At 68.2% G+C, this 25,839-nt stretch carries 19 protein-coding genes, 1 tRNA gene and 7 pseudogenes; 13 read left to right on the top strand and 14 right to left on the bottom strand.

Features of this window, described 5'->3' with window-relative positions:
• Positions 1–77: 77 nt before the first annotated feature.
• From FHS34_RS09955 to FHS34_RS09940, 3 genes and pseudogenes are all read left to right on the top strand, one after another.
• A tRNA-Ser gene (locus FHS34_RS09955) sits at positions 78–146 on the top strand.
• Between the two features lie 178 nt (positions 147–324).
• A pseudogene (locus FHS34_RS42435) lies at positions 325–438 on the top strand (IS5/IS1182 family transposase); the annotation flags it as partial.
• Positions 439–1,068: 630 nt separating this feature from the next.
• Positions 1,069–1,779: a peptidylprolyl isomerase gene (locus FHS34_RS09940; protein ID WP_221508766.1), complete on the top strand. Its 711-nt coding sequence runs from the start codon at positions 1,069–1,071 to the stop codon at positions 1,777–1,779.
• An 886-nt stretch (positions 1,780–2,665) separates the two neighbouring features.
• On the opposite strand, the gene FHS34_RS09930 is transcribed toward FHS34_RS09940, so the two are convergent.
• Positions 2,666–3,031, bottom strand: a complete 366-nt coding sequence (locus FHS34_RS09930; RefSeq protein ID WP_184963359.1) for a winged helix-turn-helix transcriptional regulator — start codon at positions 3,029–3,031, stop codon at positions 2,666–2,668.
• Between the two features lie 91 nt (positions 3,032–3,122).
• Between FHS34_RS09930 and FHS34_RS09925 the strand changes: the two genes are divergently transcribed.
• The gene (locus tag FHS34_RS09925; protein WP_184964247.1) at positions 3,123–3,962 is read left to right on the top strand and encodes an SDR family oxidoreductase; all 840 of its coding nucleotides are present in this window, start codon (positions 3,123–3,125) and stop codon (positions 3,960–3,962) included.
• 262 nt (positions 3,963–4,224) lie between these two features.
• Here FHS34_RS09925 and FHS34_RS09920 read toward each other — a convergent pair whose 3' ends face one another.
• Positions 4,225–4,680, bottom strand: coding sequence for a DUF5959 family protein (locus FHS34_RS09920; protein ID WP_221508765.1), 456 nt, complete (start codon positions 4,678–4,680; stop codon positions 4,225–4,227).
• Between the two features lie 403 nt (positions 4,681–5,083).
• On the opposite strand from FHS34_RS09920, the gene FHS34_RS09915 reads away from it, so the two are divergent.
• Positions 5,084–5,407 (top strand): WhiB family transcriptional regulator, encoded by a 324-nt coding sequence (locus FHS34_RS09915; RefSeq protein WP_184963357.1) that lies wholly within the window; start codon positions 5,084–5,086, stop codon positions 5,405–5,407.
• A gap of 443 nt (positions 5,408–5,850) precedes the next feature.
• Positions 5,851–5,988, top strand: a complete 138-nt coding sequence (locus FHS34_RS44135; RefSeq protein ID WP_372478556.1) for a hypothetical protein — start codon at positions 5,851–5,853, stop codon at positions 5,986–5,988.
• A gap of 205 nt (positions 5,989–6,193) precedes the next feature.
• On the opposite strand, the gene FHS34_RS09910 is transcribed toward FHS34_RS44135, so the two are convergent.
• From FHS34_RS09910 to arr, 3 genes and pseudogenes are all read right to left on the bottom strand, one after another.
• Positions 6,194–7,411 (bottom strand): PP2C family protein-serine/threonine phosphatase, encoded by a 1,218-nt coding sequence (locus tag FHS34_RS09910; protein ID WP_184963354.1) that lies wholly within the window; start codon positions 7,409–7,411, stop codon positions 6,194–6,196.
• A gap of 83 nt (positions 7,412–7,494) precedes the next feature.
• Positions 7,495–7,703, bottom strand: a pseudogene (locus tag FHS34_RS44360) (helix-turn-helix domain-containing protein); the annotation flags it as partial.
• 42 nt (positions 7,704–7,745) lie between these two features.
• Positions 7,746–8,156 (bottom strand): NAD(+)--rifampin ADP-ribosyltransferase, encoded by a 411-nt coding sequence (arr, locus tag FHS34_RS09905; protein WP_184963352.1) that lies wholly within the window; start codon positions 8,154–8,156, stop codon positions 7,746–7,748.
• 402 nt (positions 8,157–8,558) lie between these two features.
• Between arr and FHS34_RS09900 the strand changes: the two are divergent.
• A pseudogene (locus tag FHS34_RS09900) lies at positions 8,559–8,969 on the top strand (phosphotransferase); the annotation flags it as partial.
• 440 nt (positions 8,970–9,409) lie between these two features.
• Here FHS34_RS09900 and FHS34_RS09895 read toward each other — a convergent pair.
• The 3 genes from FHS34_RS09895 to FHS34_RS09885 form a co-directional block, all read right to left on the bottom strand.
• Positions 9,410–10,201, bottom strand: a complete 792-nt coding sequence (locus tag FHS34_RS09895) for a hypothetical protein (RefSeq protein WP_184963349.1) — start codon at positions 10,199–10,201, stop codon at positions 9,410–9,412.
• An 18-nt stretch (positions 10,202–10,219) separates the two neighbouring features.
• The gene (locus FHS34_RS09890; protein ID WP_184963347.1) at positions 10,220–10,609 is read right to left on the bottom strand and encodes a peptidoglycan-binding domain-containing protein; all 390 of its coding nucleotides are present in this window, start codon (positions 10,607–10,609) and stop codon (positions 10,220–10,222) included.
• Between the two features lie 783 nt (positions 10,610–11,392).
• On the bottom strand, positions 11,393–11,539 hold the full coding sequence (locus tag FHS34_RS09885) for a hypothetical protein (protein ID WP_184963345.1): 147 nt from the start codon (positions 11,537–11,539) through the stop codon (positions 11,393–11,395).
• Positions 11,540–11,984: 445 nt separating this feature from the next.
• Here FHS34_RS09885 and FHS34_RS42425 point away from each other — a divergent pair.
• Positions 11,985–12,536, top strand: a pseudogene (locus FHS34_RS42425) (response regulator); the annotation flags it as partial.
• A gap of 15 nt (positions 12,537–12,551) precedes the next feature.
• Here the strand turns inward: FHS34_RS42425 and FHS34_RS42420 are convergent.
• From FHS34_RS42420 to FHS34_RS09870, 3 genes and pseudogenes are all read right to left on the bottom strand, one after another.
• Positions 12,552–14,042 carry an alpha/beta hydrolase gene (locus FHS34_RS42420; RefSeq protein ID WP_225817323.1) on the bottom strand — a complete coding sequence of 497 codons (1,491 nt, stop codon included), beginning with the start codon at positions 14,040–14,042 and terminating at the stop codon, positions 12,552–12,554.
• Positions 14,043–14,801: 759 nt separating this feature from the next.
• Positions 14,802–15,038: pseudogene (locus FHS34_RS09875) on the bottom strand (leucine zipper domain-containing protein); the annotation flags it as partial.
• Between the two features lie 110 nt (positions 15,039–15,148).
• Positions 15,149–16,039, bottom strand: coding sequence for an NAD(P)H-binding protein (locus tag FHS34_RS09870; RefSeq protein ID WP_184963343.1), 891 nt, complete (start codon positions 16,037–16,039; stop codon positions 15,149–15,151).
• Between the two features lie 153 nt (positions 16,040–16,192).
• On the opposite strand from FHS34_RS09870, the gene FHS34_RS09865 reads away from it, so the two are divergent.
• The 3 genes and pseudogenes from FHS34_RS09865 to FHS34_RS09855 all read left to right on the top strand — a co-directional run bounded on the left by FHS34_RS09865 (position 16,193) and on the right by FHS34_RS09855 (position 18,448).
• Entirely contained in the window at positions 16,193–17,038 is an 846-nt protein-coding gene (locus FHS34_RS09865) for a LysR family transcriptional regulator (protein WP_184963341.1), read from the top strand.
• A 40-nt stretch (positions 17,039–17,078) separates the two neighbouring features.
• A pseudogene (locus tag FHS34_RS09860) lies at positions 17,079–17,849 on the top strand (transposase family protein).
• 173 nt (positions 17,850–18,022) lie between these two features.
• On the top strand, positions 18,023–18,448 hold the full coding sequence (locus FHS34_RS09855) for an ester cyclase (RefSeq protein WP_184963338.1): 426 nt from the start codon (positions 18,023–18,025) through the stop codon (positions 18,446–18,448).
• Between the two features lie 19 nt (positions 18,449–18,467).
• Here FHS34_RS09855 and FHS34_RS09850 read toward each other — a convergent pair.
• Both FHS34_RS09850 and FHS34_RS09845 read right to left on the bottom strand, forming a co-directional pair.
• Positions 18,468–19,338, bottom strand: a pseudogene (locus tag FHS34_RS09850) (IS5 family transposase).
• A gap of 44 nt (positions 19,339–19,382) precedes the next feature.
• Entirely contained in the window at positions 19,383–19,988 is a 606-nt protein-coding gene (locus tag FHS34_RS09845; RefSeq protein WP_184963336.1) for a dihydrofolate reductase family protein, read from the bottom strand.
• Positions 19,989–20,751: 763 nt separating this feature from the next.
• On the opposite strand from FHS34_RS09845, the gene FHS34_RS09840 reads away from it, so the two are divergent.
• Positions 20,752–21,834, top strand: coding sequence for a S1C family serine protease (locus FHS34_RS09840; protein WP_184963334.1), 1,083 nt, complete (start codon positions 20,752–20,754; stop codon positions 21,832–21,834).
• A 1,459-nt stretch (positions 21,835–23,293) separates the two neighbouring features.
• On the opposite strand, the gene FHS34_RS09835 is transcribed toward FHS34_RS09840, so the two are convergent.
• Positions 23,294–24,682, bottom strand: a complete 1,389-nt coding sequence (locus tag FHS34_RS09835) for a serine/threonine-protein kinase (protein ID WP_184963332.1) — start codon at positions 24,680–24,682, stop codon at positions 23,294–23,296.
• 420 nt (positions 24,683–25,102) lie between these two features.
• Between FHS34_RS09835 and FHS34_RS09830 the strand changes: the two genes are divergently transcribed.
• The gene (locus FHS34_RS09830; RefSeq protein ID WP_225817322.1) at positions 25,103–25,669 is read left to right on the top strand and encodes a LysR substrate-binding domain-containing protein; all 567 of its coding nucleotides are present in this window, start codon (positions 25,103–25,105) and stop codon (positions 25,667–25,669) included.
• Positions 25,670–25,839: the final 170 nt, after the last annotated feature.

Raw genomic sequence — 25,839 nt, 5'->3', positions numbered from 1 at the left:
ACGAGACCCTCCGGCCGGGCAGGCTGGTGGAAACTGGGCTGCGCGAGCACAGGGGGTCGCGTTACCGTCTCGGCAGTGCAGGTGCGCAGGCAGCGGCTACTTCTCCTGTCAAGAGAGTGACGCGGGTTCGAATCCCGCCGCCGGCGTCATGCCGGTGTCGTCCAGCGGCCTAGGACGCTTATGTTGCCGCCGCCGATCTCGATCTCTGCACGCCATGGCACGAGTCGCCCGCCACGGGGGATTCAGGTGGGCGGCTTTCGCCATCTCCGGGCCCCCCGGACGCGTAGGAGTCGGTGATGTAGATGTCGTAGCCGCTGGTTGGGAACGCTGTCCTGGCTGGCCGGTTGCCGCCGCCCCCACCGCCGCTACGAGTGCAAGGCCGAACACTTCCTCGCCTTCGCCGGCGTCGCCGCAAGCTTGATCAACTATCGCAGGCTCGCCAGATGTAGCTGCAGCCGATGCCACTGGCTGGGCGTCAACGAATGTCCCACTCGTCGACCGGAACGCAGTCATGCACCGTGCAGGCCCAATCCTGGAAGTTACCGACGAAGAAGATCCTTGACAGGAGGACGTCACCGGCTCGCTGAGCCCGCACCAACAGCCCGAGTTTTCTTGGAGCGAAAGCCAGCCCGCTGCACCAGAGCACCGTGCTGCCGGGTCATCGAAGAATGAGTGCTGGTGAAGCCCTGTGCACCCATCGTCGTGGCCACTTCCTCAATGCTCATGCCGAACCGAAGCGGGCCGACAGTCTCGAACGGCACAAAGGTCCACTGCACTCGATGCGCGTTGTCGGCGATGGACCACATCTGCGCGTATCCCTCCAGGGCATCACGGAACCGCGTCACGCGGCACGTTGATCAGCGATGATGTACAACTGCACCCCGCTGAGGCCCTGCAGCCGGGCCCATCAAAGGAAACGACGCCTGAGTGGCCTGCGGCCGCGGGCCGAAGGCTGGGAGGCGGAAGTGGCTTGCGGGCGGGTTCTCGCCGGCCGGGCCGCGCCTTAGACTGCGACCGCTCCGAAATCTGACGATCTTTTGGAGGGTGTGCAGGGTGAACCGAGCTCTCATGACCGCATTGGCGGCAGCGGCATTGGTCGTGTCCGGGGGCGGCACCACCGCCTCCGCTTCCGACGGCCCGCCGCGAACCACGCACGGTCCTTGCCAGTACACCCAGACCCCGGACGAGCCCGCGGCGCGGCCGGTTCCCCTGCCGCCCGACCCGCGGCACACCCCCAGTCACGGTGCGCTCGATATGGCTGTCCCGACCAGTCAGGGCCCGCTCCCGCTGCGTCTGGACCGGGCGAAGGCGCCGTGCACGGTCCAGAGCTTCGTGCACCTGGCGCAGCACCGGTTCTACGACCGTACGGTGTGCCATCGGCTGACGGCGTATCCGACGCTGAAGGTCCTGCAGTGCGGCGACCCGACCAGCACTGGCGAAGGCGGGCCGGGGTACAAGTACAAGGACGAGCTGCCGGTGGACCTGCCGCCGGCACCGAGCGATCCGACCGGCGTCCGTCGTCTTTACGGGCGCGGCCTGCTGGCGATGGCCAACGCCGGGCCGAACACGAACGGTTCGCAATTCTTCGTCGTCTACGGCGACTCCGCGCTGCGACCGAACTACACGGTGTTCGGCACGGTCGGTGCCGCCGGCCTGAAGACGCTCGACAAGATCGCCGCTGGCGGTATCGAGCCAACTGCGCAGGACCCGGCGCCTGTCGACGGCACGCCCGTGCTGCGGACCGAGCTGCTCAGCGTCCGGCCGTCCTGCCGGCACTGACGAGCTGTGGTGCGGTCACGGTGGATCCAGCTGCGTGCCTGGTCTCACGGTGATGTGAAGTAGCCGTTGCCGACGTCCGTCCAGATGACGTCGCCGGTGCAGACGTAGAAGGTGACCAGGTCGGCTGGGAGGAGCTTCACATGTAGGCCGGGCCGCCGCCGTTCGAGCCGATGACCCCTTGCCCTCCCGGGATCTTCGCGGAGCGACTCCTGGGAGCGGCGTATGGTGCGTGCCCTACGCCGCCGAGGACTGGTTCACGTGGCTGGCACGGTGGCGCCCGCTGCACCCCCGGCGTCGCGGGTGTCATGCCAAGCGGGCGGCCGCCGGCTTCGTGGCCTGGGACCTGCACCGCACAGGCGCCTCGCTACTTGACGTGCGCCTGTTTCGCGAGCGCGGTCTCTGTTCGTGTCCTCTGAATCCTCCGCGGATGAGGGCGCGCGCGTTCGACCGCTCGCCGGGCCAAGGTCTCGTCGCCTTCCCGGTGTGGACCGAGAGGCGGGGGTGGGCGGGCCGTCTCGGGCTTTCTGCAGCAGCAAGAGTCGGGGCACCGCAGGTGCCGCTTCCTCCCCGATCGGGCCGGGGTTCCGGGCAACCGCGATGGATGCCACGGTTGTCTTCCGGCCGGAGAGAGCCCCGGTCCTGGGGCCTTGCCAAGACTGGCACGCCGAATGGTCGGATCCCGGTAGGGGAGGCTGGCTTGGACCGGACGGTCACGGGGGCCGGTACGGCACATGTGTCCGGGGTCGATGCCGCAGGCTTGCAGCTATCGGGCAGCGGGCGGAGTCCGAGGGGTTGAGCGATAGTCGCTGACGAAGTGTTAGGACTGGGCGACCGGTTCGGTGGACTGGGCGGCGCCGGCAGCACAGGACGGCGGTGTTTCACCCCGTCAGCGAGGGTTGACGATCCGCTCGTCGAGCCGGTTGAACAGTTCCTCCAGGGACTCACCGATGTCACGGCCGAACTCTGTCAATCCGTAGGTCACCTGCGGCGGCGTCGTCGACTCGACTTCCCGCCAGATCAGTTCGTCCTGCACCAGCGCGCGCAGGCTCTGGGCCAGCATCTTCTCGCTGATGCCCTGGATGCTTTCGCGTAGCTCGTAGAACCGGCGGTCCCCGCCACGCAGGGAGATCAACACCCAGACGCCCCACCTGCTGGTGACGTGGCTGAGTACATCGCGTGCAGGGCAGTCGGTGTGAAACACCTCATACCGCTTCCCTGACTCGGGCTGTAAGAGCTGCGGGCCTTCTGTCACGACTGGAGCTTACCAAAAGGTATGGTCTTACGAAAAGTAAGCACGACTCCTAGCGTCCTCGATGCAGTGCACAACAGACGAGGAGCTGATCATGATCGTGGTGACCGGGGCTACCGGAAACGTGGGCCGACCGTTGACGCAGGCCCTGACTGAGGCGCACGAGGAGGTGACGACGGTCTCGCGGCACTCGGCGGAGGTGCCGTCCGGGGTCCGGCACGTCACGGCGGATCTGGCCGAACCGGCGAGCCTCGCAGCGACGTTGTACCAGGCGAAGGCGCTGTTCCTTCTGCTCTCCGGTGACCTTCACGCCCCCGGAGCGAGGCCGACCGACATCATCGACCTGGCGGCGGCCAACGGCGTCCGCCGCGTCGTTCTGCTGTCGTCGCAAGGCGTGTCGACGAGGCCGCTCGGGCCGACGCGGGTCGCGCTGCGCGTAGTCGAGGACGCCCTGCGGTCATCCGGCATGGACTGGGCCATCGTGCGGCCGGGCGGCTTCGCCTCCAACGCCCTGGCCTGGGCCGACAGCATCCGCACGCAAGGGACGGCCGCTGCGCCCTTCGGCGACATCGGGGTACCGGTCGTCGACCCGGCCGACATCGCCGAAGTGGCAGCAGCCTGCCTGTTGGACGACCAGCACAGTGGAGGAGTGTACGAACTGTCGGGGCCGGAGGTCATCACACCCCGTCAGCAGGTGGCGACCATCGCAGCCGCGCTCGGTTCGCCGGTAGGGTTTCACGAACTCACCCGCGACGAGGCCAAGGCCGGGATGGCCCAGTTCGTACCCTCGCAACTCGCCGACGACACCCTGGACATCCTCGCCGCCCCGAACTCCGACGAGCTACGGATCAGTGCGGACGTAGAACGAGTGCTGGGGCGCGCTCCGCGCTCCTTCGGGGACTGGCTCGACCGCCACCTCGCCGCGTTCCGCTGAGGCACGACAGCGAGTCCGTAGCCGGTCAAGCGGGCCGTGACCGGCTACGGCCCCCGCGCACCACGAGGCGGCAAGAAAGCCCCGGACGCGGACCACGGACACTACGACACATGTCCTGGCTGGCCGGGCGCCGCCGTTCGCACCCCCGCTACGACCGCAAGGCCGACCACTTCCCGGCCTTCATCGCCCTCGTCCTGCCACCGCAGACTCACCAAGTGGGACGAGCTCCAAGAGCTGCTAACACAATGAGTGGAGTTCTCTGTCAGTCGTTGGTGAAGGGCCAGGTCTTCCAGGCCAGGTCCAAGCGGCTGTATGCGTCGTCGAACCAGGCATCGACCAGCGGGACGGTCACTGTCACCGTCGTCAAGGACGATGAGGCGTCCCTGATCGTCACATGTGCCCGTTCCCCTTCTAGGTCACGCTCGATGAATACCTCAGGCCCGCGGGTGTCCTCGCGCCACGCGATGCCCTGCCCGGCATCGAGCGCGTCCAGGGCCTCCTGCCAGTGGCGCAGGTCGTCCGGGAGCACCCAGGTCTTGAGGCTTCCGCGCACGAACGGCGTGTCGACCAGAAACTCTCCGGTCAGCGCATCGCCGGCGTACTGGCCGTCCGGACGCTCCCTTCCCGTGAGGCGGAGGATGACGCTGTTGCCCTCGCCCTCCAGGCGGATCAAGTCGATCGGGCCCTCGTCCACCAGTAGTCCTTCCTGCTTGTGCATGGTGCCGCACCCTAGCGGTCGGTACGGTCGGCACATGCACTCGCGCGAGCGTGAGCGAACAAAGGCCATCGCGCTGGGTGTGCGAGCGCCTCGGTGGCGGGCCACTGGGCGACGTGGAACAGCTGCGCCAAGTCCTGCGGGCGCCGAGTGGAGACGTATCGACCGCACATGCGGCCACTCTCTCACTGCCCGGCCGCTCGACCAGGCGCCTGTGCGGTGACCAAGCGGGTCGTGTCCCCGTCAGGGCGGCAGGACACCGGTACCGAAAGAGCCGTCGCTGTCAATGGTGACGTCGCTCGTAAGGGTTGTAGCTGCGCAGAGGATCATCACCCGCGTGTCCTGGGCATACGGTCTGCACCAAAGCCCCCGCAGGCGGGGGAGAAGCACGGGAGGGCGGCCGGCCATGGCAACGGACGATCGGGAGTGGGAGACACGGGCGAAGTGCCGCACCGCGGACCCTGAGGAACTGTTCGTCGAGGGCGCGCCGCAGAACCGGGCGAAAGCCCTGTGCAACGGCTGCCCGGTCCAGACTGAATGTCTCGCCCACGCTCTCGACAATCGCATCGAGCACGGCATCTGGGGAGGCATGACCGAACGTGACCGCCGCGCTCTACTGCGGCGCCGCCCGACGGTCACCTCCTGGCGCCTGCTGCTGCAGACCGCCCGCACCGAACACCTTCGCCGACCACTGCCGATCCAGGCCACGGACCGCAAGTGGACCGCCTGAAGGTACGCCCTGCACCGCCCGCCCTTGCATCGGTGGCAGCCCGAACGATCGGCGACGCGATCAGCCCTCGGCCGGCTGCACGGCTGGGAGGTGGGGCAAGCCGTCCCGTCGTGTCCGAGACGGGCGGAGGGGCGACGACCACCAGACCCTGCTCCGACACGTGGACCTCGTGAATTGCGGCCATGAACGGCACGACGCTCCCGCGGACGGGTCGGGTTCGGCCCGGACCGGGAGTAAACCCGACTGCAGCACACAGCCGCGCCTTATGCCCGGCCGCCGGGGAGGCGGCCCGCCAGGACCGCTTGGACGGAGTGTAGGTGGTGTGGCGCGTCCGACAGCCTGGACGCCGGTGGGCCCTGGAAAAGCGATCACACGCCGGAGGACAACGACCCCAAGGCTGAGATGGCCGCGCCGCGCGGAGATCGGGGGGCTGAAAGCACGCCCTGACTTCTCGCGCCGAGAGCGAGCAGGCGGCTGGCGTCGTGGAGGCGTACGGGGGCGTCACGCCGGCTGCGGCGGTGCGGGTGTTGGAGGCGGTCTCGCAGGGCTTGGGCGCGACGCTGGGGGAGATGGCGGCATAGCCGTTGGAGTGACCGCGCTCCGAACGGCTGCCTGCAAAGACCCGCACCGCCTGGAATGTCACGCTTGATCCCAGAAAAGCGTGCCCGTTCCCGGCCCGCATGAGCGGGAGGACTCGGACTGACCGGTGTCACTGGCCTACTGACCGTTGGACTGGCTGTCCGGGGGAAAATGAGCAGAGGGGGGCATTGCGAGCACTGGAGGGATTCACAGGCTGACGACGACCAGGGCGGTGTCGTCTGTGACGCCTTCGGTGGGGATCATGTCGTTGATCACGGCGTCGGCCAGTGCTTCGGGGTCGGTGAGTTCCCTGTGGCGGACCAGAGCATGGGCGAGTTGACCCAGTCCGATGTCGATGTCCTGGTGCCGGCGTTCGATGAGGCCGTCGGTGTAGAGCAGGAGGGTGTCGCCGTCGGTGAAGGCGGTGGTCGCTTCCGGGCGGGGGCTTGGTTCGAATGCGGCATCGAGCGGCGGGTCGGTCGCCTGGTCCAGGAGCTCTACGGTGCCGTCGCCGCGGAGCAGGACCGGGGGAGGGTGACCGGCGCTGGAGTAGGTGATGAGGTGGCGGCTGAAGTCGATGAAGGCGGTCACCGCGGTGGTGGACTCGGCGCCGGTCAACGAGTGTGCGTACCGGCCGAGGACCTCGAGGGCCTGCGCCGGGCCGGTGGCGACCCGGGAGGTGGCGGACAGGGCACTGCGGAGCTGGCCCATGACGCCGGCGGCCTCCAGGCCGTGGCCGACGACGTCTCCGACCGCTACGGCGATCTTGTCACCGTCGTGAAGTTGGACGAGGTCGTACCAGTCGCCGCAGACGTTGAGGGAGCCGACTGCGGGACGGTAGCGGACGGCGACCCGGTGATGGCCGATGGGCGCCGGGACGGGGAGCATGGCGCGCTGGAGCGCGAGGGCGACCTCCCGCTCACGGGCGTGGGCGCGGCGCAGGCGTTCATTGACTTCGTGCAGCTGCCTCATCCGGCTGAAGAGCTCGGCCTCGAGCTGGCGCGAGCCGCCCGGTCGACTGGTGGCGCGCAGGAGTTCGGTGACCTCCTCGACGCGGTGGATCACCAGGGCGATGTGGCCGTCGGGCGCGAAGACGGGCGCGTTGACAGGGCTCCAGTAGCGCTCCTCCCACTGGCCCGGGCGCTCAGCGGACTCCACGTCGTAGCGCTGCAACTCCATGGTGTGGATCTCACGATTCGCCAGGACCGCGCGCAGGGATGCCTCCAGGTTGCGGGCGCCGGTAGCCGTCACGTCCTCGGGGTTGCCGGGGAAGGCGTCGAAGAGGTAGCGGCCCACCACCTGGTCGCGGCTGCGTCCGGCCTGCCGCAGAAAAGCGACGTTGGCGTCGGCGAAAACCAGATCGGGGGTCAGCAGAGCAACTGCGCCTGGCAGCGCTTGGAAGACGGCCGCGTAGTCGATAGCCATTGACGCAGAATATGGATGAAGGGTGTAAAAGGGTTCTATTGGTTTCTTTGAGTCTTACCCAACTTGCCTCACGACCCCTCGTTGCCTAGGAACGGGGCCAGGTGGTGCAACGTCAACTTGGCGCGCCAGTACGCCGCGATCAGCGGCAGCTGGTCCTCCGGCGGCAAGCCCCAAGCCGTCCTCGCGGCGCCCCGCCGCGCAGTGCGTTGATCAACTTGCCGGAGGGGCGCGGGCTCAGCCTGGTGAACGGGGCTGTCCGGGAGGGCTCCGACGCCGTGATCACACTAGTCACACCAAGATCATCCCGCCGCAGTCCGCGGTTACCGGGCAACCTTTAGTTGATGATTTCGGCGCGGTCGTCCAGACGGATAGCGGCCAGCCTGTCTCGCCACATCTGGAGAGCTTCGGGTGTCTGTCGCGTCCAGTCGGTGACCTCGCCAACGATCCGGAGCGGTTCCCTGCTGCGATAGGAGCGGGTGGGATTGCCAGGGAACTTCCTGTCGGTGACGTTGGGATCGTTCTCGAACTCCCCGGTCGGTTCGACGACATAGACTCGCGGGGTCCCCTCGCCGGCGGCGAGTTCAGCGGCGAGTCCCGCGCCGTCACGCAACGCGGTGAAGTAGATGTGGTTCATCACGATTTCGGGCCGGTAGTTGGAACGGAAACCGGCGGTGAGGTGATCTCCGACCTGCAACTCGGCCTTTGTGCCGTGAAAGAACGGCCCCTCGTCCAACACCTTGTTCATCGTCATAGATTATCAACCAAGCGGCCGTGACGGGCAGCTATCCAGGATGGCTCCGGCTCCGTGATCACACCAGTCACAGCAAGATCATCCGACCTTGAGGTGCGCCGTCGACATGCACGTACCAGGTGCCGGAAAGCTCGTGGTGTTGCCTGGGCGGAAGGCCAGATCACCGTCACCTTCGGTCGCGTCCCACGCGATCGAGCGCGGTTGAAGAACGGCGTGGAAGCATCGCGCGGAACGGCAGGTCAGTCGTCACCGCTGGCGGTGCTGATCGTGTATTCGGCCACAGCGAGATCAGCTCATGCAGTCGAGGTTGGCGGCGCCTCAGCAGCCCAGCCGGGTCGGCGGGCGTCGTCCATCGGGTCCAGCCGACGCCCGCGCCGGCCAAGGAGACCGATGTCCCCCGCCGGACCATTCGGGTGGACGCACGGCGACCTGCAATACCGCAACCTCCTGCGCGACAGCGGCCGGCTGGTAGCGATCCTGGACTGGGACCGGCTTGGCGTACGCCCGTACGGGGAAGAGGTCGCACGGACCGCGCAGGTCCAGTTCGGCGTGGGCGGAGTCTTCGACCTAGACCGCCTCGCCGCCTTCTGCGCCGGCTACAGGGCTGTGATCCACCTGCCGGCGGCCTGCCTCGCCGACGCCGTCACACGGCTGTGGTGGAAGCGGATGACCGATTTCTGGCAGCTGGAGTTCTACCTCGACCGCCGCGACCCCACCTTCGCGGAGATGTTTCGGACGGACGAGGCCCTGTTGCACTGGTGGACCGACCACGCCGACGAGGTTCAGGCGGCCTACGCGGCCCACTAGATGTCCGCTGCCGCCGGGACCAGCCCAGCGGCAGCCAACTAGAGCAGGCACGGGCGGAACAGGGCACCGCCCGATCCCGGGCCGTCGCGCCGAGGCCGCGACGGTCGGCCCTCTCGATCTCCCGCACCCAGGCGTCCGCGTCGTCGGGGAGCACGATCACGCCGCCCTCCCCGACGGCCTCGGAGATCCCGCTCGGGAAGAGTCGCCCATCGGGTGCCTTGCCCAAGGGGGGCTCCTCCGGGGCACTCACTCGGGTGAGCTGGGATCGGCAACCCGGCCCAAGGACTTGCTCCTGCCCTCGTCCCCCTAGCAGTCGGCCACTCCGTGTTGCGCCGGGTGCGCTTCCTCGCGCAGCCGTGCAAGGTGATCATGGAAATCGGCCCGGCTCCCGTGCCTCGCGGTCATCGGCCCCAGGGTGCCGCAGCGGAGACCGGGTCCCATCAGGAGGAGATGTCGGGGATGCCCATGAGCCTCCGCATTTCGCTCCCGTTGATGAGGATGAGCGGGGTCGTGAGTCGGGAACCGATCTCCACCAGCGCCCCCTCGATGCTCAGGATCGCCGCCGTGAGCCGCGCCCGTCCGATCAGCGAAGCCCGAGCCAGGCTCTGGGAGAACAGCAGCCGCATCGACGACAGGGCACCCGCAAGCTTCGCCACCGCTTCTCGGCCGTCCAGCGGAAGCTGGCGGATCGAGGTGATCACGGACTGGAGGGCGGGCTGGGTGGAGGGGATCAGCCGCGGCTCGATCCCGCGGGCAGTCAACTGGGCCGACATGGCGTTGATCTGGTTCGTGACCAGTGCCGCCTGCGTCCGACCGATCTCCGGTCCCAGCCCACCCTGGCCGAGCACCACCCCCTGGAACCGAGTCGGATCGGTCTGCCGCAGAACGTCCGCTGCGTTGCCGGTCTCGCGGGCGATCCGCAGGTAGTCTCCGGACAGCCGCAGCACCGGCTCGACCAGCGCCCGAACGCGTACGCCGAGGGCCGGCTCGATGCCCTGAATCCGGTTCAGCGCGAGAATCGCGGCATCCCGGCGGGTCTCGATGGCCTGGGCGGTCTGCAGCACGCTGCCGAGGTGGTTGAATCCGCCGGGACCGATCACGCCGCCCTGGGCCTCGAACAACGCCGCTTCGTGCGAGCCTTGAAAGACCCCGTGCAGGGCCCCCCGCGAGACCCGGAAGACCTCCAGCAGCGACTGCGCGAGCTCCAGGAGCAATTCCTCGTTGACGTTCACGGCACCCGCTCCTGTTCGCTATGTGCTGATCAGCTGATCGACAGTGGTCTGAAGCTCTCCGTCGTCCAGCACCGGCTCCTCCTCGACCGGCGGCTCCTCCTCGGCCGGCCGGTATGAGAGAGGCAGCGAGAGGATGGTGACAGCCCGCACTTCATCGAGCGCCGGGGCGATCTGCTCCTCCAAGGCGATGATGGCGGGCCCGTCGGGATCGACGCGGCCATCCACGACGCCGGTGACAGCGCTCTGGAAGTTCTCGATGGCCGCTACGGTCAGGGGCCCGACCCGCCCGTCGAGCTCCAGTGCGCTCAGCCCCTGGTCCGCCCGGAAGACATTCAGCAACGCCTGCACGTACTGGGCCTCGCTGCGCAGGTTGGCGCCGCCGACTCCGACCGACTGGGCGATGGGCATGTGCTGCTCCTCTCCACGGCCTGCCCGAGCACCGTAGGGGCGGGCCGGCGGCCCTGACGGGTGCGACACGGCAGGAGTGCGGCGAAAGCACCTGAACGGCGGCCTCTCGCCGACGTCGACTGTCTGGGCGTCGACGGTCGGACTGGGATCACCGACGGCGCAGAGACCCGTGTGCGACGCCCGGCCGCAGGTCGCGAGGACCGGAACGAATTCGTCTCCGGCAAGACCAAGCAGAACGCCGTGAAGACATGAAGGTGCGGGACGCAGGGTGTGGGTGTGCGGCCGGCCGGCTGCACACCAGCACAAAACACCAGGCACGGGCCGGGGGATGTTTCAGTGCGCCTGGACCGGGGTGTGCGCACCTGAAGGGGGACCTTCGTGTCCTATTTCTTCTCCCGTCCGTCGCCTGACCCTGTCGAGGTCGGCCCCGGCGCGCCGATCGGCCGGCCAGTGGCCCACCGCTCGGTCCAACGTGTTGCCGTCGATGCAGCCCAGCAGCCGCCGCACCGTCGCTTCCGCCGGCAGGCACCGCTTCAGAGACGGCGGGTTGGGCCGTACGCCAAGGCGCTTCAGGACGGCGGGGCGTCGGTGATCCACTCACCTACCGCCGGTTGAAAGGTCGCTCCGGCCAGAACCGCGCAGACAGTCAGTGCGAGCACGTCGGAGCACATGTTCATGAGAAGGCCACTCCAATGTACGGCGGTTACCGAACCGAGTGATCGAGTTCGAGACACCATGCGACGTCAGCTGTTAAAGATCAAGTTAGGGGCGGCGCTCTGCGCGCTACACCGCATCCCGTTCGGACAGGAACGCGATCAGCAGGGTGAAGAGGTGGTCCACCGCGTGCTGTTGCTGCTCCTGCGTCAAGTGCGACCAGTGCCAGATGCCGGCACCGGGGAAGGCGTCCTCCAGGACCAGGCAGATCCACATGCGGCTGTTCGGCTCACACCTTGCGGGCGAGCAGCCAGTCCCTCCACCCGTCGAGCAACCCCCGGTCGGTCGCGAATGCTCTCGATCAGCTCTTTGCCAGTCAAAGGGCACCTCATGAACGGAAGTTGATGTTGCGGGCACAGTATGTCGAGGACGCCGAGCTGGTCGCACAGAGGGGTTGGACTGCGACCGCTGGCTCGGCGAGGTTCGGTCAGGCGCTGGATGACGGCGCCCCCGCAAGACGATCAACCGCGGAAGCCGGGAATGCGGTAGAGGAAGGTGGCAAGGGTTATGCGATCCGCTCCCCTCCGGTGGCCGGTGGGCACTCGCATGCAGTCCTGTTCGACGCGTCCGCTCGCGCAGTGGACAGGGCTGTGGGACTTCAGGCCTCAACCCCCCGTAGCCCCAGCCCTCGTATCCTCCGTGGAGGTCTGTGTCGTACAGGGTCGTCGGCGAGGTTGGCACGGGCCGCGATGACGTGGAACTGGTCCGCACCCGCCAGAAGGACCTCGTCGTCATGAACGTCGGCAGGCCCGACCTGGACGGCATCGAGGCAACCCGGCTGATCGCCGCCGAGGAGGACCTGGCGTGAAGGTGCTGGTCCTCACCGCGTACGACACAGGCGAGAACATCGTGGAGGTCCTGCGCGCGGGCGCCTCCGGATTCCTGGTGAAGGACACCCGGCCCGCTGAGGAGCTCGAGCGATCCGTACCGTGACGGCGGCGAGGCCCTGCTCTCGCCCGGCCCGACGGCCCGCCTGATCGAGCGGTTCCTGCGCACCCCCGCGCTCCCGGCTGTGGGCGGCGGCGGTCCTGGCTGCCTGTCCGAGTGGGAGCGGCAGGTCCTCGCCTCGGTCACCCGCGGCCTCACCAACACGGAGAGCGCCGGCTCCCTCGGGCTGAGCCCGCTGACCGTGAAGACCCGTGTGGGCCGCGTCATGGGCAAGCTGGGCGCGCGGGACCGGGCGCATCTGGTCATCGTGGCCTACGGGGCCGGTGACGCCGGGCGACCGTCAGGCGCAGTACGTGTCCGCGCCCGGCCGTTGCCCGGTCGCCAGGAAGCGGGAGACGGTGCGGTCGCCGCAGGCGTTGCCGTTGGCGAGGTAGGCGTCATGCCCGGTGGAGTTCACCGTCACCATGACCGCGCGCCGGCCGAACGCCTCCCGGAGCTTTCGGGCGCCGCTGAGCGGGGTCGCGACGTCCCGCTCGTTCTGGACGAGCAGGACGTTGGACGGCCCCCGGCCGGTGATCCGCACCGGTGCCTCACGCGGCGGATACGGCCAGGCGGCGCACGGCATCGCGTTGCGGGGCATGCCGGCGGTGAGCGGGTACTTGGCGCGGCTTTCGGCGACGTCCTTCTCGTACACGGCCTTGGATGTGGGCCACGCGACGTCGTTGCACAGCGTGCCGGCGCCGACGGCGGCGACGTTCTGCAGGACGGTCTCCGGCGGCGCCGCGGGCGCGGGCGGCACGGTGCCCTGCTGTGCGGCCCGCATCAGCTTGGCGAGCGTGGGATAGCGGCTGGGGGAGTAGAGGCTGTCCAGCATGGTCTGGCGCAGGACGTTGCCGTTCAGCTCCTCCGGGTTGGCGCCGGGCCAGGGGAGGGGTTCCCGGTCGAGCCGGGCGGCCAGCCGCAGGAACAGCGGCCGGACGTCGGCGGCCCTGCTCGCGACGCGGTCCGGGTTGTCCGGCTTCGACGCCCACGCGGCGAAGTCGGGGAAGGTGTCCTCCACGCCCTGCTCGTGCCCGGCCAGCCAGGCGCGGGCGACGCGGGTGGGGTCGGGGTTGTCGTTGCTGTCCAGCACTATGCGGTCGGTGCGGTGCGGGAATAGCTGCGCGTACACGGCTCCGACGTACGTCCCGTACGACACGCCCCACGCGGAGAGCTTGCGCTCGCCCAGCGCGGCGCGGAGGCGGTCGATGTCGCGGGCCTCGTTGGCGGTGCTGAGGTGCCGGATCAGTTCGCCGCCGTTCGCGGCACAGGCGTCGGCCATGCGGCGGGCGGTGGCCATGTTCCCGTCCACCGAGCCGTCGGCGGCGGGCCAGGGGCGGAGCTTGGAGGTGGCGAGGTCGTCGTGGTCGAGCCCGCAGTCGACGGGCGTGGACGGGGCGAGCCCGCGAGGGGCGAAGCCGACCAGGTCGTAGGCGTCCAGCACGTCCTGGGGGAGCTTCTGCCCCTTCCCCGAGGGGTCGTTCAGGCTGGAGCCGCCCGGCCCGCCGGGGATCAGCAGCAGGGCGCCGCGCCGGGCCTCGGGATTCTCGCTGGGGATGCGCGAGACGGCGATGTCGATGCGGGGACTGCCGGGGTCGGCGTAGTCCATGGGGACCCGGAGGGTGGCACACTGCTGACGGGGGTTGATGCCGGAGCCCTGGCAGGCGGTCCAGGCGAGGCCCTCGGAGGGGCTCGCGGCCACGGAGGCGGTCAGGGGCGCGGTGACGGCCAGAAGAGCAGTGGAGACGCCGACGATGGCGACGTTGCGGATGGTGCGCGTGCGCTGTGTCATACGACGAGCCTCGCGGATCTCAGGTGCCCGCCCCATCCGGGCAACAACCTGAAACGCCTTGGGGTTTACCCCACCATCCGTCGGAACCGCCGCCTGGGTGGGGTCCGTCAGGGGGCATTTACTGCGGCACTGCACTTATGGGTAGCCGTGAGCAGGGCCAAGTCATTCAGCGGTGAAGGTGGCTGGAAGTGGCGGCGGGGCCATCGCTGGTGATGATGGGGGCCATGTCGATGAACAGCGGGTGGGCGGCAGCGACGGCATGCATGAGGGTGGTGGGGCGTGGTGTGGCAATCAAGGCGGCGGCCACGGTTGCTGGTGAGAAGCGGGCCGGCCCCGGGACGACTGTGGGGAACTGCTGTGCCGGGAAGTTCACCCCCGCTTGATCCGCAATGTCGTACTCACCAGGGTCATGAACTCGTCGGCGAGCCACCCGCCGTCAGCTCCCGCGCCTTGGCCGCCTCGCGCTCACCCAAGCTGTGTCGGGCCGGGCCGTACAGCTCACTGACCTGCCCCGAGCCGTCCGCGAACCCCGTGTGTGCCTCCCACCCGTGCCGCTCCCACTGGAGCGCCCGTGCGCGGTCGGTCGCGGCCGGGTCTGGGTTGAACACAAACTGGAAGTGGCCGTTAGGGTGCCGAAGGGGCGGTCAGCCGGCAGAAGCCGCCGACTCCGTGCGAGCGTGGAGGTATGGGGCAGCACACCCGACGGGCTGCGTGTGCGGGACGGAGCAGTGTCATGGCGTAGGCGATCTGGACTGGAGTGATCACGTTCGCCTCGACCGCGGGCGCTGTGCGGCGTGGCTGGTGGTGCGGGCGGCTGGAACGGTCGTGCATGCCTTCGGCGCCCGACAGCCGGTAGCGGCCGGCCCGGCGTGCGGCGGTGGTGTGGCTGACCTGTAAGCGTTCTGCGGCCCGCCGCGACGGTCGACCGTCGTCCACGACACACCGGGCCAGACGCAGCCTGCCGGTCGGCGTCAGCGGGGCATGACGGTGGGACACGAGGGCCTCCTGCGGTCGGTCGTAGATGTCGCAGTCCACACCGAACCCGGGGGGCCCTCACCTGTTCAAGCACCCAGCATGTGTGTCACCAACATCCCGGGACAGCACACCTAGCGCAGAACGGCGGGCCTCAGCACCTCCTCGCACCACGTGCGGAAGCCGGTGGGCGCGGTCTCCGGGGTGCTCGGCTGGGCGGCGCCGTAGAAACCCTGGTCCATCAGGGCATCCGCCATGTCGGCCAGTCCCTGTGCCCATGCGTCGCTCGCGCCGAAGCGCAGCGCCGTCGCCTTGTAGTCGGCGCTGCTGGTCCGTCGGAGGTGCACCGGACGGTCCAGGACCTCGGAGACGACCTGCGCCATGGCCTCGGCGGTGAGATCATCGGGCGCGACGAGCGGAACGTCGTGCTGTCCGGTCCAGGAGCTGTCCAGCAGCAGCCGGGCCGCGGTGGCGGCGATGTCCCGGGTGGCGCAGGTGCGCAGGACACGGTTCTCCTCCACCGTCAGGGAGAACACACCCGCGTCGCGGATCGACGCGGCCTGGCCCAGCAGGTTCTCCATCAGGAACGGAGGGCACAGCGCCCGGTAGTGCACGCCAGTGCCCATGATGGCCTCGTCCATGGCGAGCGAAGCCGATATTTGACCGGCGTTCTTCGCCACTCCGCGTCCGAGGGTGGAGACGCTCACGACGCGCTCGACGCCCTGACGCCCGATCACCTCGCACAACGGTTCGGTGAAGTCGCGGAAGTGGCCTTCGACGCTGTCGGCCTGGGGTGTCGGGGGCACCAGCCAGAACAGGCGGTCGGCGCCCGTACAGGCCTCGTTCAGGACGGCGGCGTCGGAGTGTGATCCCTGAACGACCTCGACGCGCTCGCGCACCCGCGCGGAGAGCCGAGCGGGGTCACGGGCGATGACCCGGATGCCCTTCGTACTGTCCGGGGCATCCACGAGCTGGTCGAGTACCTGTCGGCCGATCTGGCCGGTGGGGGTGGTGACGACGATCATCAACTACTCCAGGAGAGGTGCTTGTTGGACGTCGTCGAGCCTGCTGCCTGCCGTGCCCGAACTGAAGGACCGATTCGCTCGTGCTTGTTACCCTCAAGGCAATACCGAGCGACACCGACCTCGGAGGGTCCTGCTGGACCAGAGGGGCAGAGCATGGAATCCCGCCCGCTGCGTTACTTCGTCGCCGTAGCCGAGGAGCTCAACTTCACCCGCGCAGCCGAGCGGCTGGGTATCTCACCGCCGCCCCTGTCCCGCGCGATCCGCCAGCTGGAGGCGGAGATGGGCGTCGCTCTCCTTGAGCGGACCACCCACAACGTGGCGCTGACGCCGGCCGGAGCGGTACTCCTCACGGAGGCGAGGATCGCCCTGGACGCCCTGCAGGCCGCCGAACGAAGGGCCCAGCGCGCGGCGGCTCCCGAGCCGAAACTGATCCTGGCCGTCAAGGCGGACGGCGACGCGGGCCTGCTGGAGCCGGTCCTGACATGTTTCGCATCGCAACCGGGCGCGGTACCGGTCGCCGTCCGGCTGTGCGGCTGGCTTGAACAGCCGCGGCTGCTGCGCCAGGGTGAAGCCGACGTGGCCCTGGTCCACGAGCCATTCGACCGGACCGGCCTCGACTCCGAGACCCTGACCAGCGAACCCCGCGTCGTGGCTCTCGCCGCCGACCACCCGCTCGCCGCCCGCGACCGCCTGACCCTCGCCGATCTCGGCCTGCGCCCCGATGACATGACCCGGTCGGTCGAGAAGAATCGCAGCCTGGGCCGCGACCTCGCCCAACTCCTCACGCTCGTCGCACTGGGCGGTCCCACCCCCGTGCTGCCTGCCTCCGTGGCCGCCCGCTATCCGCGCCCGGGCGTCGTCTACCGGCCGGTCCCGGACGCACCGCCGTCGGTCCTGGCCATCGCCTGGCCGCAGCAGTCCCGCTCGACGGCCACGGCGGCACTCATCCGCACCGCAGCGTCCGTGGCCGACACCGTACGAAGTCGGCACGCGGCTTAAAGGGTGTTGCACAAGGCCGTGAGCTGGGCATCTGCCTTGTATGGCCGCGGTGTTACGTGCTGAGCGGGTGTGGGTGGAGACGTTCACGGGGCTGCGGATGACGCAGTTTTCGGGTCTGTTGAAGGTGGTGCGGGAGCGGGGCGGCGACGGCACCATGCGTGGCCGGCCGTGGTCGTTGCCGCTGGCCGAGCGGGTCCTGATGGTCGCGGTCTAATACCGCACGAACCTGACCATGCGGCAGCTGGGCCCGCTGTTCGGCGTCTCCTCGTCCACGGTGTGCCGGGTCATCCAGCGGCTGGGGCCGCTGCTCGCACTCGAGCCGGTCTCCCGATCGGCCGATGCCTCGACCCGGTTGTGGATCGTGGACGGCACCCTCGTCCCGGTCCGGGACCGCGGCGTGGGTGCCTCGTCCCGTAATTACCGGTTCTCGGCAAACGTGCAGGTCATCGTGGACGCGGAGACCCGCCTCGTGGTGGCGGCGGCCCGGCCTGTGCCCGGCAACACCGCGGATGCAAGGGCATGGCGGGACTCCGGTCTGGCCGAGCACTGCCACGGTGTGACGGTGCTCGGCGACGGCGCCTATATCAACACCGGTCTGGTCGTCCCGCACCGCAAACGGCCCGGCCGAGCGCTGTTGAAGGGCGAGGAAGAGGACAACGCCGCCCACCGCAAAGTCCGCGCACGTGTCGAGCACGTCTTCTCCCGGATGAAGAACCACAAGATCCTGCGTGACTGCCGGCAGCGTGGCGACGGCCTTCACCACGCCGTCCAGGCCGTAGCCCGCATGCACACCCTCGCCCTCGCCGCATGACCACCGAGCCCAGCCACCCGCTTCCGGCTGCTTGACCACGGCCTTGTGCAACACCCTTTAGGGCCTGTTGCGAAAGTGCTGGTCACAACTGCTTGATCGGGGTGGGAACGGAGCCTTGCGGCATGTGAGTAGTCTCGCTCTGACCGTCAAACGATCAGAGGGGGGCGACCACCGTGGTGGACGACTGCAAGAGAGTGATTGTGGGCTTCTTCGAGGCGGTGAGTGACCGTCGGCTGGGAGACCTGCCCCAGTTCATGGCGCATGATGTCGTGGACCACAACAAGATCATCCATGGTGAGGTCGACGAGCCGGGAGCCGCATTCGAAGGTCTGCGTCAGCAACTGGCCGCGTTCGACCCACTTACCATCCGGGTGGATGAACTGATTGGCGAGGGAGACCGGGTGGTCGCGCGGGTCACCCAGCGCGGCGTCCACGGTGGTGCCCATCCACGCATGCCTGAGCCGACCGGCCGGAGCTTCGAGAATGAGGCCATCTGGATCTTCACCGTGGCTGCGGGGAAGATCACCGAGATTCGGGCGGTAAGCGACCGCCTCGGCCTGTTCTTCCAGCTCGGCTGGCAGTGGCCACAGGCCGACTAGGGTCGTCCGACAGTGCTGGTCACAGCCATTCGTTGATGGCTGCGACCAGCACTGTCGCTTCGTAAGCGGACGGCGAGTTTGTCGTACCTGGTGGCGACGGCCGGTGGCGCTTGAGCCGGTTGATCCCGCACTCGACCGCGTGCCGCTGCTTGTAGTCGTCCTTGTCGAACTTCGGCGGTCGCTCACCACGCGAGCCGCGCTTTTGCCGGTTGCGGACCCGGTCTGCAGGCACCGGGATGGTGGCCTTGATTCCGCGTCTGCGCAGGTAGGAGCGGTTGTCGCGGGAGTCGTATGCCTTGTCGGCCCGCACCCGGTCCGGACGCTTACGCGGCCTGCCAAGCCCGAGCCGGGGAACCCGGATCGCTTCCAGAACCGGCTCGAACTGCGGTGAATCGCCCCGCTGCCCGGCCGTGACCACGGACGAAGGCTTCTGCCCCTGCTCGACCGCGAGGTGGATTTTGCTGGTCAGCCCGCCGCGGGAGTGTCCCAGGCCGTGGTCGGCAGGCTCGACCACGATCCCGCCGGGCGGCTCCTTCTGGAGATCCCCCTTTTCGCCGCCCCGGCGGCGCGCTGGTGGGCCCGGCAGACGGTGGAGTCGACGTTGACGTCCCAGGTGATCAGGCCCTTCGCATCGGCCTCGGCCTGAGCTGGGTCAGGATGCGGGCCCAGGTTCCGTCCCGCTGCCAGCGCCGGAACAGGTCATAGACCCGGTCCCACGGCCCATACCGCTCGAGCACATCCCGCCAGGGAGCACCGGTCCGGGTCCGCCACCGTATGCCGTCTATCAGCTGCCGCCGCGTCCACACCTGCGGCCGGCCCGGCTTGATGCCCTGCGGCAGAAACGGCTCAAGCCGGGCCCACTGGCCATTCGTCAGATCCCCACGTCCCACAAGGAGTGATCACCGACGAACAAGATCCACTTTCGCAACAGACCCTAGTAGCTGTCGTAGGTGGGCTTACCGTTCGGCCGGTAGAGGCCGACGATGGTGCCGCCCTTTGTCGTCGAGACGCTGACCGGCTCCAGCGCAGTGGGGATCGCTCCGTCGGCGAACAGCCGTTTGCCGGTGCCGATGATCACCGGATGGATGGTCAGCCGGTACTCGTCGACGAGGCCGTGTCGCATGAGGGTCTGGGCGAGGTCGCCGCTGCCGACGACGTTGACGTTGCCGCCGGCTGACGCCTTCAGCTTGCGTACGGCATCGACGACGTCGCCCTCCAGCAGTGTGGAATTCTGCCACTCGACGGAGGTCAGGGTCCGGGACGCCACGTATTTGTGCATGCTGTTCATCCGATTGGTGAACGGGTTGTCGGGATCGGCGCTCGGCCAGTACGACGCGAAGATCTCGTACGTCTTGCGGCCCAGCAGCATCGCGTCGGAGTTCTCGTACCAACCGGCGATGGCCGTGCCGACCTCGTCGTCGGCCACCGGTTTCTGCCAGCCGCCGTGGGTGAAGCCGCTCTCGGCGTCCTCGTCCGGTCCGCCCGGGGCCTGCATGACGCCGTCCAGCGTCAGGAACGTGCAAACGATGATCTTGCGCATGGTGTGCTCCCTTCGTCGACGGGTAGACCGCACCACCGCCGGAAACTCATCGGCGCAACTTCCGCAGCGCGGCATTGGGGCCGCCGTTCGGATCAGTCCGGCTGAGGGGCGCGGTCCTTCTTGCCCGACCCGCGTCGCCGGGATGATCCAAACGACGCCGAGCACCGTCGGCCTCCGGACGACAGCGAGACCATCACGCCGGCGGCCCCGCACCCTCATGTGCTGTCCGCTTCCAGTTGGACACGACGACGTCTCCTGCCAGATCGGTTCGGCTCTCGGCCCGGCCAGTGAAGGAGTTGCCTCCGGGAGCGGGCTCACCAGAAAGCGACACGTCCGTTGTCGTTCCAATCTCGACAAGTGTCGGTCAATCGGATGACTGCGGCGGCTCCCGTGAATGAGGAAGGTCGTGGCCTTGGGTGACGCGGACGGAGGGGCCGGAACGAATCGGTCGCCATGCAACAGGCTGCAGGCAACTGCGCCTTTGCTCTTGCACGCACGAGGGCAGCCCTTCAACTGCGGGCAACACGGCCCCCGTTGCGGAACGGGTCCGGAAACCTCCCACTCCATTCGCCGTCTACCTCCTTCGACCATTGCCAAACCTTCTTGGTTGCTTCAAAAACAATTGTGGTCTGAAGGTTGACTGACAGCCGCCCCGAATTTTTTCACGGGACAGGTCCGAGAGTTAGAGATATGCTGGACGCGTTCTGTGCGGGGCGGTAGGTGGGTGTGGGTGACCGTCGCACATCTGAGGGATGTGACCTCCGTGAGCGCAAAGATCAATCTCCTTGCCGTGTCAGCAGTTTTGATCGCGACGTGCGGGTCTACGGCTGCGGCAGCAGGTGAACCCTCTCCCGGGGACCCTGACCAGGCCAAGGATGCTGTTGTGCAAGTGCTGAGTGACTCCGCATCAGGTACTGGTTTTGTTTACGACGCCAGCAGGGGTCTAGTTGTCACCACCGCGTCCCTTATTGCGGGAGAGAGCAGGCTAGATGTGATCATACCGGGTAAGCGACAGTCGGTGCCTGCCCAGTTGCTAGGTAGTGATCTCTGTCAGGATCTGGCCGTGCTTGAGCTCATCTCTCCGCAACAGGGATTGAAGGATCTGCGACTGGGGGACAGCGACCAGGTTGATGCCGGCGATCCCATCACCTCTCTTGGTTACCCGAGTGCAGGGAGTGACACTGGAGCGGATGTTGTGGCCGCCGCTGGCGAAGCGAAAACTGAGACGGATGTGGAAAACGGCGCTCCGTCATCTCCGGACTATCCGTCTGTAATTTACCATTCTGCGGAAGTGAAGGACGGAGCCACAGGCGGACCGGTACTCAATAGCGACGGAGAAGTGATCGGCGTCAATACGGGTGTTTTTATAGAGCAAGATGCCGGAACAGGAGAAAAGCACCGAAGCTCTTCTGTGGCCATAGCCAGCAATCACGCGAAATCCAAGCTTCCCGGCTTGGTTGCGGGTGACATGAAGAACGATCCTGGATGGTGGCTCGGTGCGGTGTCGGATCCGGTTCTCCCGAAGAATGCGGCGGCGGTCGGGATCCCGGAGGGTTCGGTGCAGAACGCGCAGAAGCGTCTTCAGGATCAGGGAGTAGACGGACTGTTCCTTTTGGACTTTCGTAAGAACTCTCCGGCTAGCAGTGCGAATCTTCATCAAGGTGCTGTGATCACCGCAGTCAACGGGGTTGAGGTGTCCTCGGTCTCCGAGTTGTGCGACGTCCTTGAGCCTGCTTCGGCCGGTGACAACCTGCAGCTGAAGGGGGTGTATACGGGAGTCGGTTCAGCTGGACACAAGTTTGGCGGCTCGTGGACTGCCGAGCTGAATTTGGAAGGTGATTCGTAGAGGGGAATCTCCGGATCAACACCTGGGCACCTCGGCGACCGGTCTTGTCGAAATGGGCTCCTCGGCACTTATCGGGGCGGCTGATGTGGAGTCCCAGCAGGCGGTTGAGGACGGCGGAGGGGTCCCTCTTGCGCACAGCTACGACCCGCACAACGGATCATCCGTGCGTCGCGGAACCGTCCTTTGAGCCACCACCTCAAGTGGCTTGGCCGCCGCCCTGCCCGTCCTCCGGAGGCCCCTGCGGAGCAGGGGAGACGCTCCTGCCCCGGAAGTCGTATCCGCCAGCCGCTTGTGGTGCCAACGCGGTGGCCACCGAGCGCTCGTGTCAGTAGCATAGCTCTCATATGGTCCTTACCGGCGAAGGCTTCTCGATGCCCACCTCGTTCGCCCGCCCTGAACCGCCGTACTACGCAGACGAGGCCTCCATCGCGGCATGGAAGGCCAACTCCGAACACCTGCAAGCACAGCGGCTCGGACGTGAACGCCTGGTACTCCTCCTACAGCGTGGAAGTCGCGCGAGTGGAGCGCGCCTACGCCTTCAGCCGTGACTGAGGTAGGGACCCGGCCGCCGCCTGGCTGTGATTCGCCCGTTGGCCGCCAGCCCGCGAGGGCAGCCGGCCGGGACTGGCCCGCTCCTGTCTCATGCGCGGATGGAGAACGTTCCGAACGCGGAAGCCGCACTCTCCGACCCGTGGCTTGCGTACTTCGCCGACCGCGGGCACAGGGGGTGTACGCCGTAATGGCGCTGGTGTCGAGGGCGTCGTTCACGGACTGGGCGAGGGCCGGGCCGCCGAGGTGCGGAGCGGTCGGCCGCCAGCCGACTTCGATCTCACCCGCCAGGTATACGCGGACATTGCGTAGCATCCGCTGCCGCTCTCCATCCCGGAGATCCTCGACGTCGAGCACCATGAGGGTGTCCTGGTGACGTACGAGCGCGAGCTGCCCGGAGCCCCGAGGCGGGTCGGCTCGGCCACGCGGCCTAGGAGCGCGAGCTGCCCACCCAGCACAGCGACGCGCTACTCGCTGTTCTGCGGGGGCTGGCCTCCGTACCTGGCACCGACGCCACGCGTCGGTCGACTGTTCGGGGTGACGACCCTCCTTTGTGGCGGGATCACGACTGCTTCCGCGACGCGCTCGCCGCTCTGGTCGCCCGGTCCGCAGCCCGGCACGATGCCGCCCCGGCTGCTTGCGTGCCGGACTTCGAGGCAGGAGTTGAACGTACGCAGAGGGCGCTGCGCTTGCTTCCCGACGCCCCGGTGACAGCGATCCATGGCGGGTACGCGCCGGGCTACGCTCGCCGCCTATCAGGCCGCATACGCCCTCGCGACGACTTACCACCTTCTCGGCAGCGGCCGTGCAAGCACCGTTGCGGTACCGCCTAGGAGAACCTCTTCCGCGACGGCGGGCAGTGCTGGGGCGCCCGCCTGAAGGATTCAGTTGATTGCCGGCGTACGAGGTTTCAGCGAGGGTGTTCCTTGTGCTTCTTCTGTGTCCTCTTCTGGGGCTTTCGGGGTGGATCGGACTTCCCCGCAATGCGGCCGTGCGGTGTGTGTGCCGCGATAGAACGTGACCGTGGGGGAGTGGCGTCACGGGCGGTTGTGCCGACGGCTGACTCTTGGCTCGGGGCGTCGGAGGAAGCGCCGGAGCGTTGTCGGGGTGAGGCGTCCCCGAGCCGTCCGGAGGAGGCATTGCGGGTGGCGGACGTCGCGGCCGCCTTCCTGGCAGCGGGCGTTCCTCGGGAGTCCTCTTCCAGGGCGGGGCTGGTCGCAAAGGCCCGTGTTGCCTTGTGGCCGCCTCCTTGGTGAGGGGAGCCGTCGGAGACGGCGAGAGCCCCGGCCATGGCCGCGGCCAGTGTGGCGGCCCCGCTGATGACGAGGAGTCGTACAGGGGTGGTTGCGGCCTTCGACGGGGCTGCACGCGCGGTACGCGACGACCGCGGATGCGTGAGTTCGGCCTGCCCCGGCTCCTCCACCTCTATCGGGTTCGTGACGCCGGTCATGGACGAGACGGCTTGGGAGCCGCTCGGGTCGGCGAGGGCGGTCAGCGTTCGGGCGCAGTCCGCCGCTGAGGGCCGCGCCGACGCCTCCAGGGCGGTCATCTCCCGCAACAGGGCCGCGATCCCCTGGGGCAGGGAGCTGGGCAGTTCGGGCGGGCGGTGGAGCCGCGCGATCGCGGCCTCCAAAGGACCGCCGTCGTATTCGAGCCTGCCGGTGATGCACTCGAGGAGCACCAGACCGAGGGCGTACGTGTCGGCGGAAGGGCCGACGGACTGGCCGAGCACCTGCTCGGGGGACAGGTAGGCGGCAGTGCCGACGAGTGTGCCAGTAGCGGTGAGGGTGGTGACGTCCAGCAGCCGGGATATCCCGAAATCGGTCAGGTGAGGGCGGCCGGACATGTCCAGGATGATGTTCGAGGGCTTGACGTCCCGATGCACGATCCCTGCCTCGTGAGCGTGGGCCAGCGCCTGGGCGAGGCCGGCACCGAGGGCTGCGGTATCGCCGGGGGACAGGGGGCACGTGTGGATGCGGTTCTTCAGCGTAGGGCCGTCGATCAGCTCCATGACCAAGTAGGGGAGGCCATTGTGGCGTCCGGCGTCGTGGACGGTGACCAGCCCAGGGTGCTGCAACCGGGCCAGGATCATCGCCTCGTTGTGGAAGCTTTTCTCCGTACCGATCTCGGCTCCGGCACGGAAGAGCTTGACCGCCACCGGTCGTTTCAGGCGCAGGTCGAAACCGCGGTGGACATCGCCCGCGCCACCTGAACCGATGACCGTGTCGAGGCGGTAGCGTCCGGCCAGCACCTCCGAGGAACTCCGGGACAGTTCCGAAGTCGGCCGGCGGAGCCTCATGCCATCTCCTACTGCTTCAACGGGTATGTGCGGATGCACTTCGGACGGGCGCCGGACCCGCGTACCCAGGAGAGTCCCACATACGCCCGCGGGTGCGGGGAGCAGGTGATCGTGAGCGGCGCGTACGGCGTCTCGTCGAGCCCTTGCCGTAGGCGCGGGGGAGTGGTTGGTCGAACCAGGGTCCGTAACGCCATATTGCCGAGACCCTGAGACGTCCCCCTACCCGCCGTCGAGCAGCGCACCCGTTTTCCCCAGCTACCCGCGCGGGGTGTGCCCTCAGCCTGGCGGCCGCCAGTGCCCCGGCGGTTGAGCGGAGCGCACCCACTCAGAAGTGGCTTGTTTGTGCGAAGTAGAGATGTTCTCGGCCTGTTCTGGTGGCGAGGGTCAGGCTGCGCTCTGTGCAAATCCTGAAGTGATGTCGTGATCAGGACGCGTACAACGGGGCTGCTGCGCGGGCGGGTCTCCGGGGCCACGGGGCATGCGTTCGACATCGCTTCCTTCCTGGCGGACTTACACGGCGTCCACCCGGCGCTGGAGATCACGCTCACCGAGGATTCGTCGGAGCGGATGCAGGCCGCGCTGCTGGCCGGCGAGCTCGACCTAGCGCTCCTCGGGCCGACCGAAGAGGTGCCGCCGCCCGGGCTGTCCTTCCAGACGGTGATCGACGTCCCGCTGGCGGTCCTGGCGGCGGCCGGGGACCCGCTCTTCGAACGGGCCGACGCCACGAGCGTGTCCCTGGCCGAGTTGCGCGACCGGGCCCTGATCTGCCTGCCGCGCGGTACCGGAGTGCGGGCGGCGCTCGAACGGGCCTGCAAGCGGGCGGGATTTCCGCCTCGAATCGCCTTCGAGGCGGCGGCGCCAGATGTGTTGGTGCAGCTGGCGGCCCGGGGCTGGGCGTCGCGGTGCTGCCGGGCGGGGAGGGTGAGGAGGGGCACCGGGAGGCCGAGGGCGGCTCTGCTTCGGGCGGACCCACCCTGCGAACCCTGACCATCGTCGACCCCGGCATCCGCGCCCGCATTGCCCTCGCCCGGCGTTCCACCGGTCCCGCGAGCCCGGCGGCGAAGGCCCTGCTGGACAGCCTCCGCGAGCGGCTGCGCGAGCGCCTGCCAGCCGTGGCAGAGGTGCCCGAGACGCCGGCGGGCTGAAAGGTGTGGCAG

This window comes from Streptomyces echinatus (assembly GCF_014203595.1).
Lineage (GTDB): Bacteria > Actinomycetota > Actinomycetes > Streptomycetales > Streptomycetaceae > Streptomyces > Streptomyces echinatus.
The sequence above is the reverse complement of the archived record's forward strand: the minus strand, read 5'-3'. Positions and strand labels throughout refer to the sequence as shown.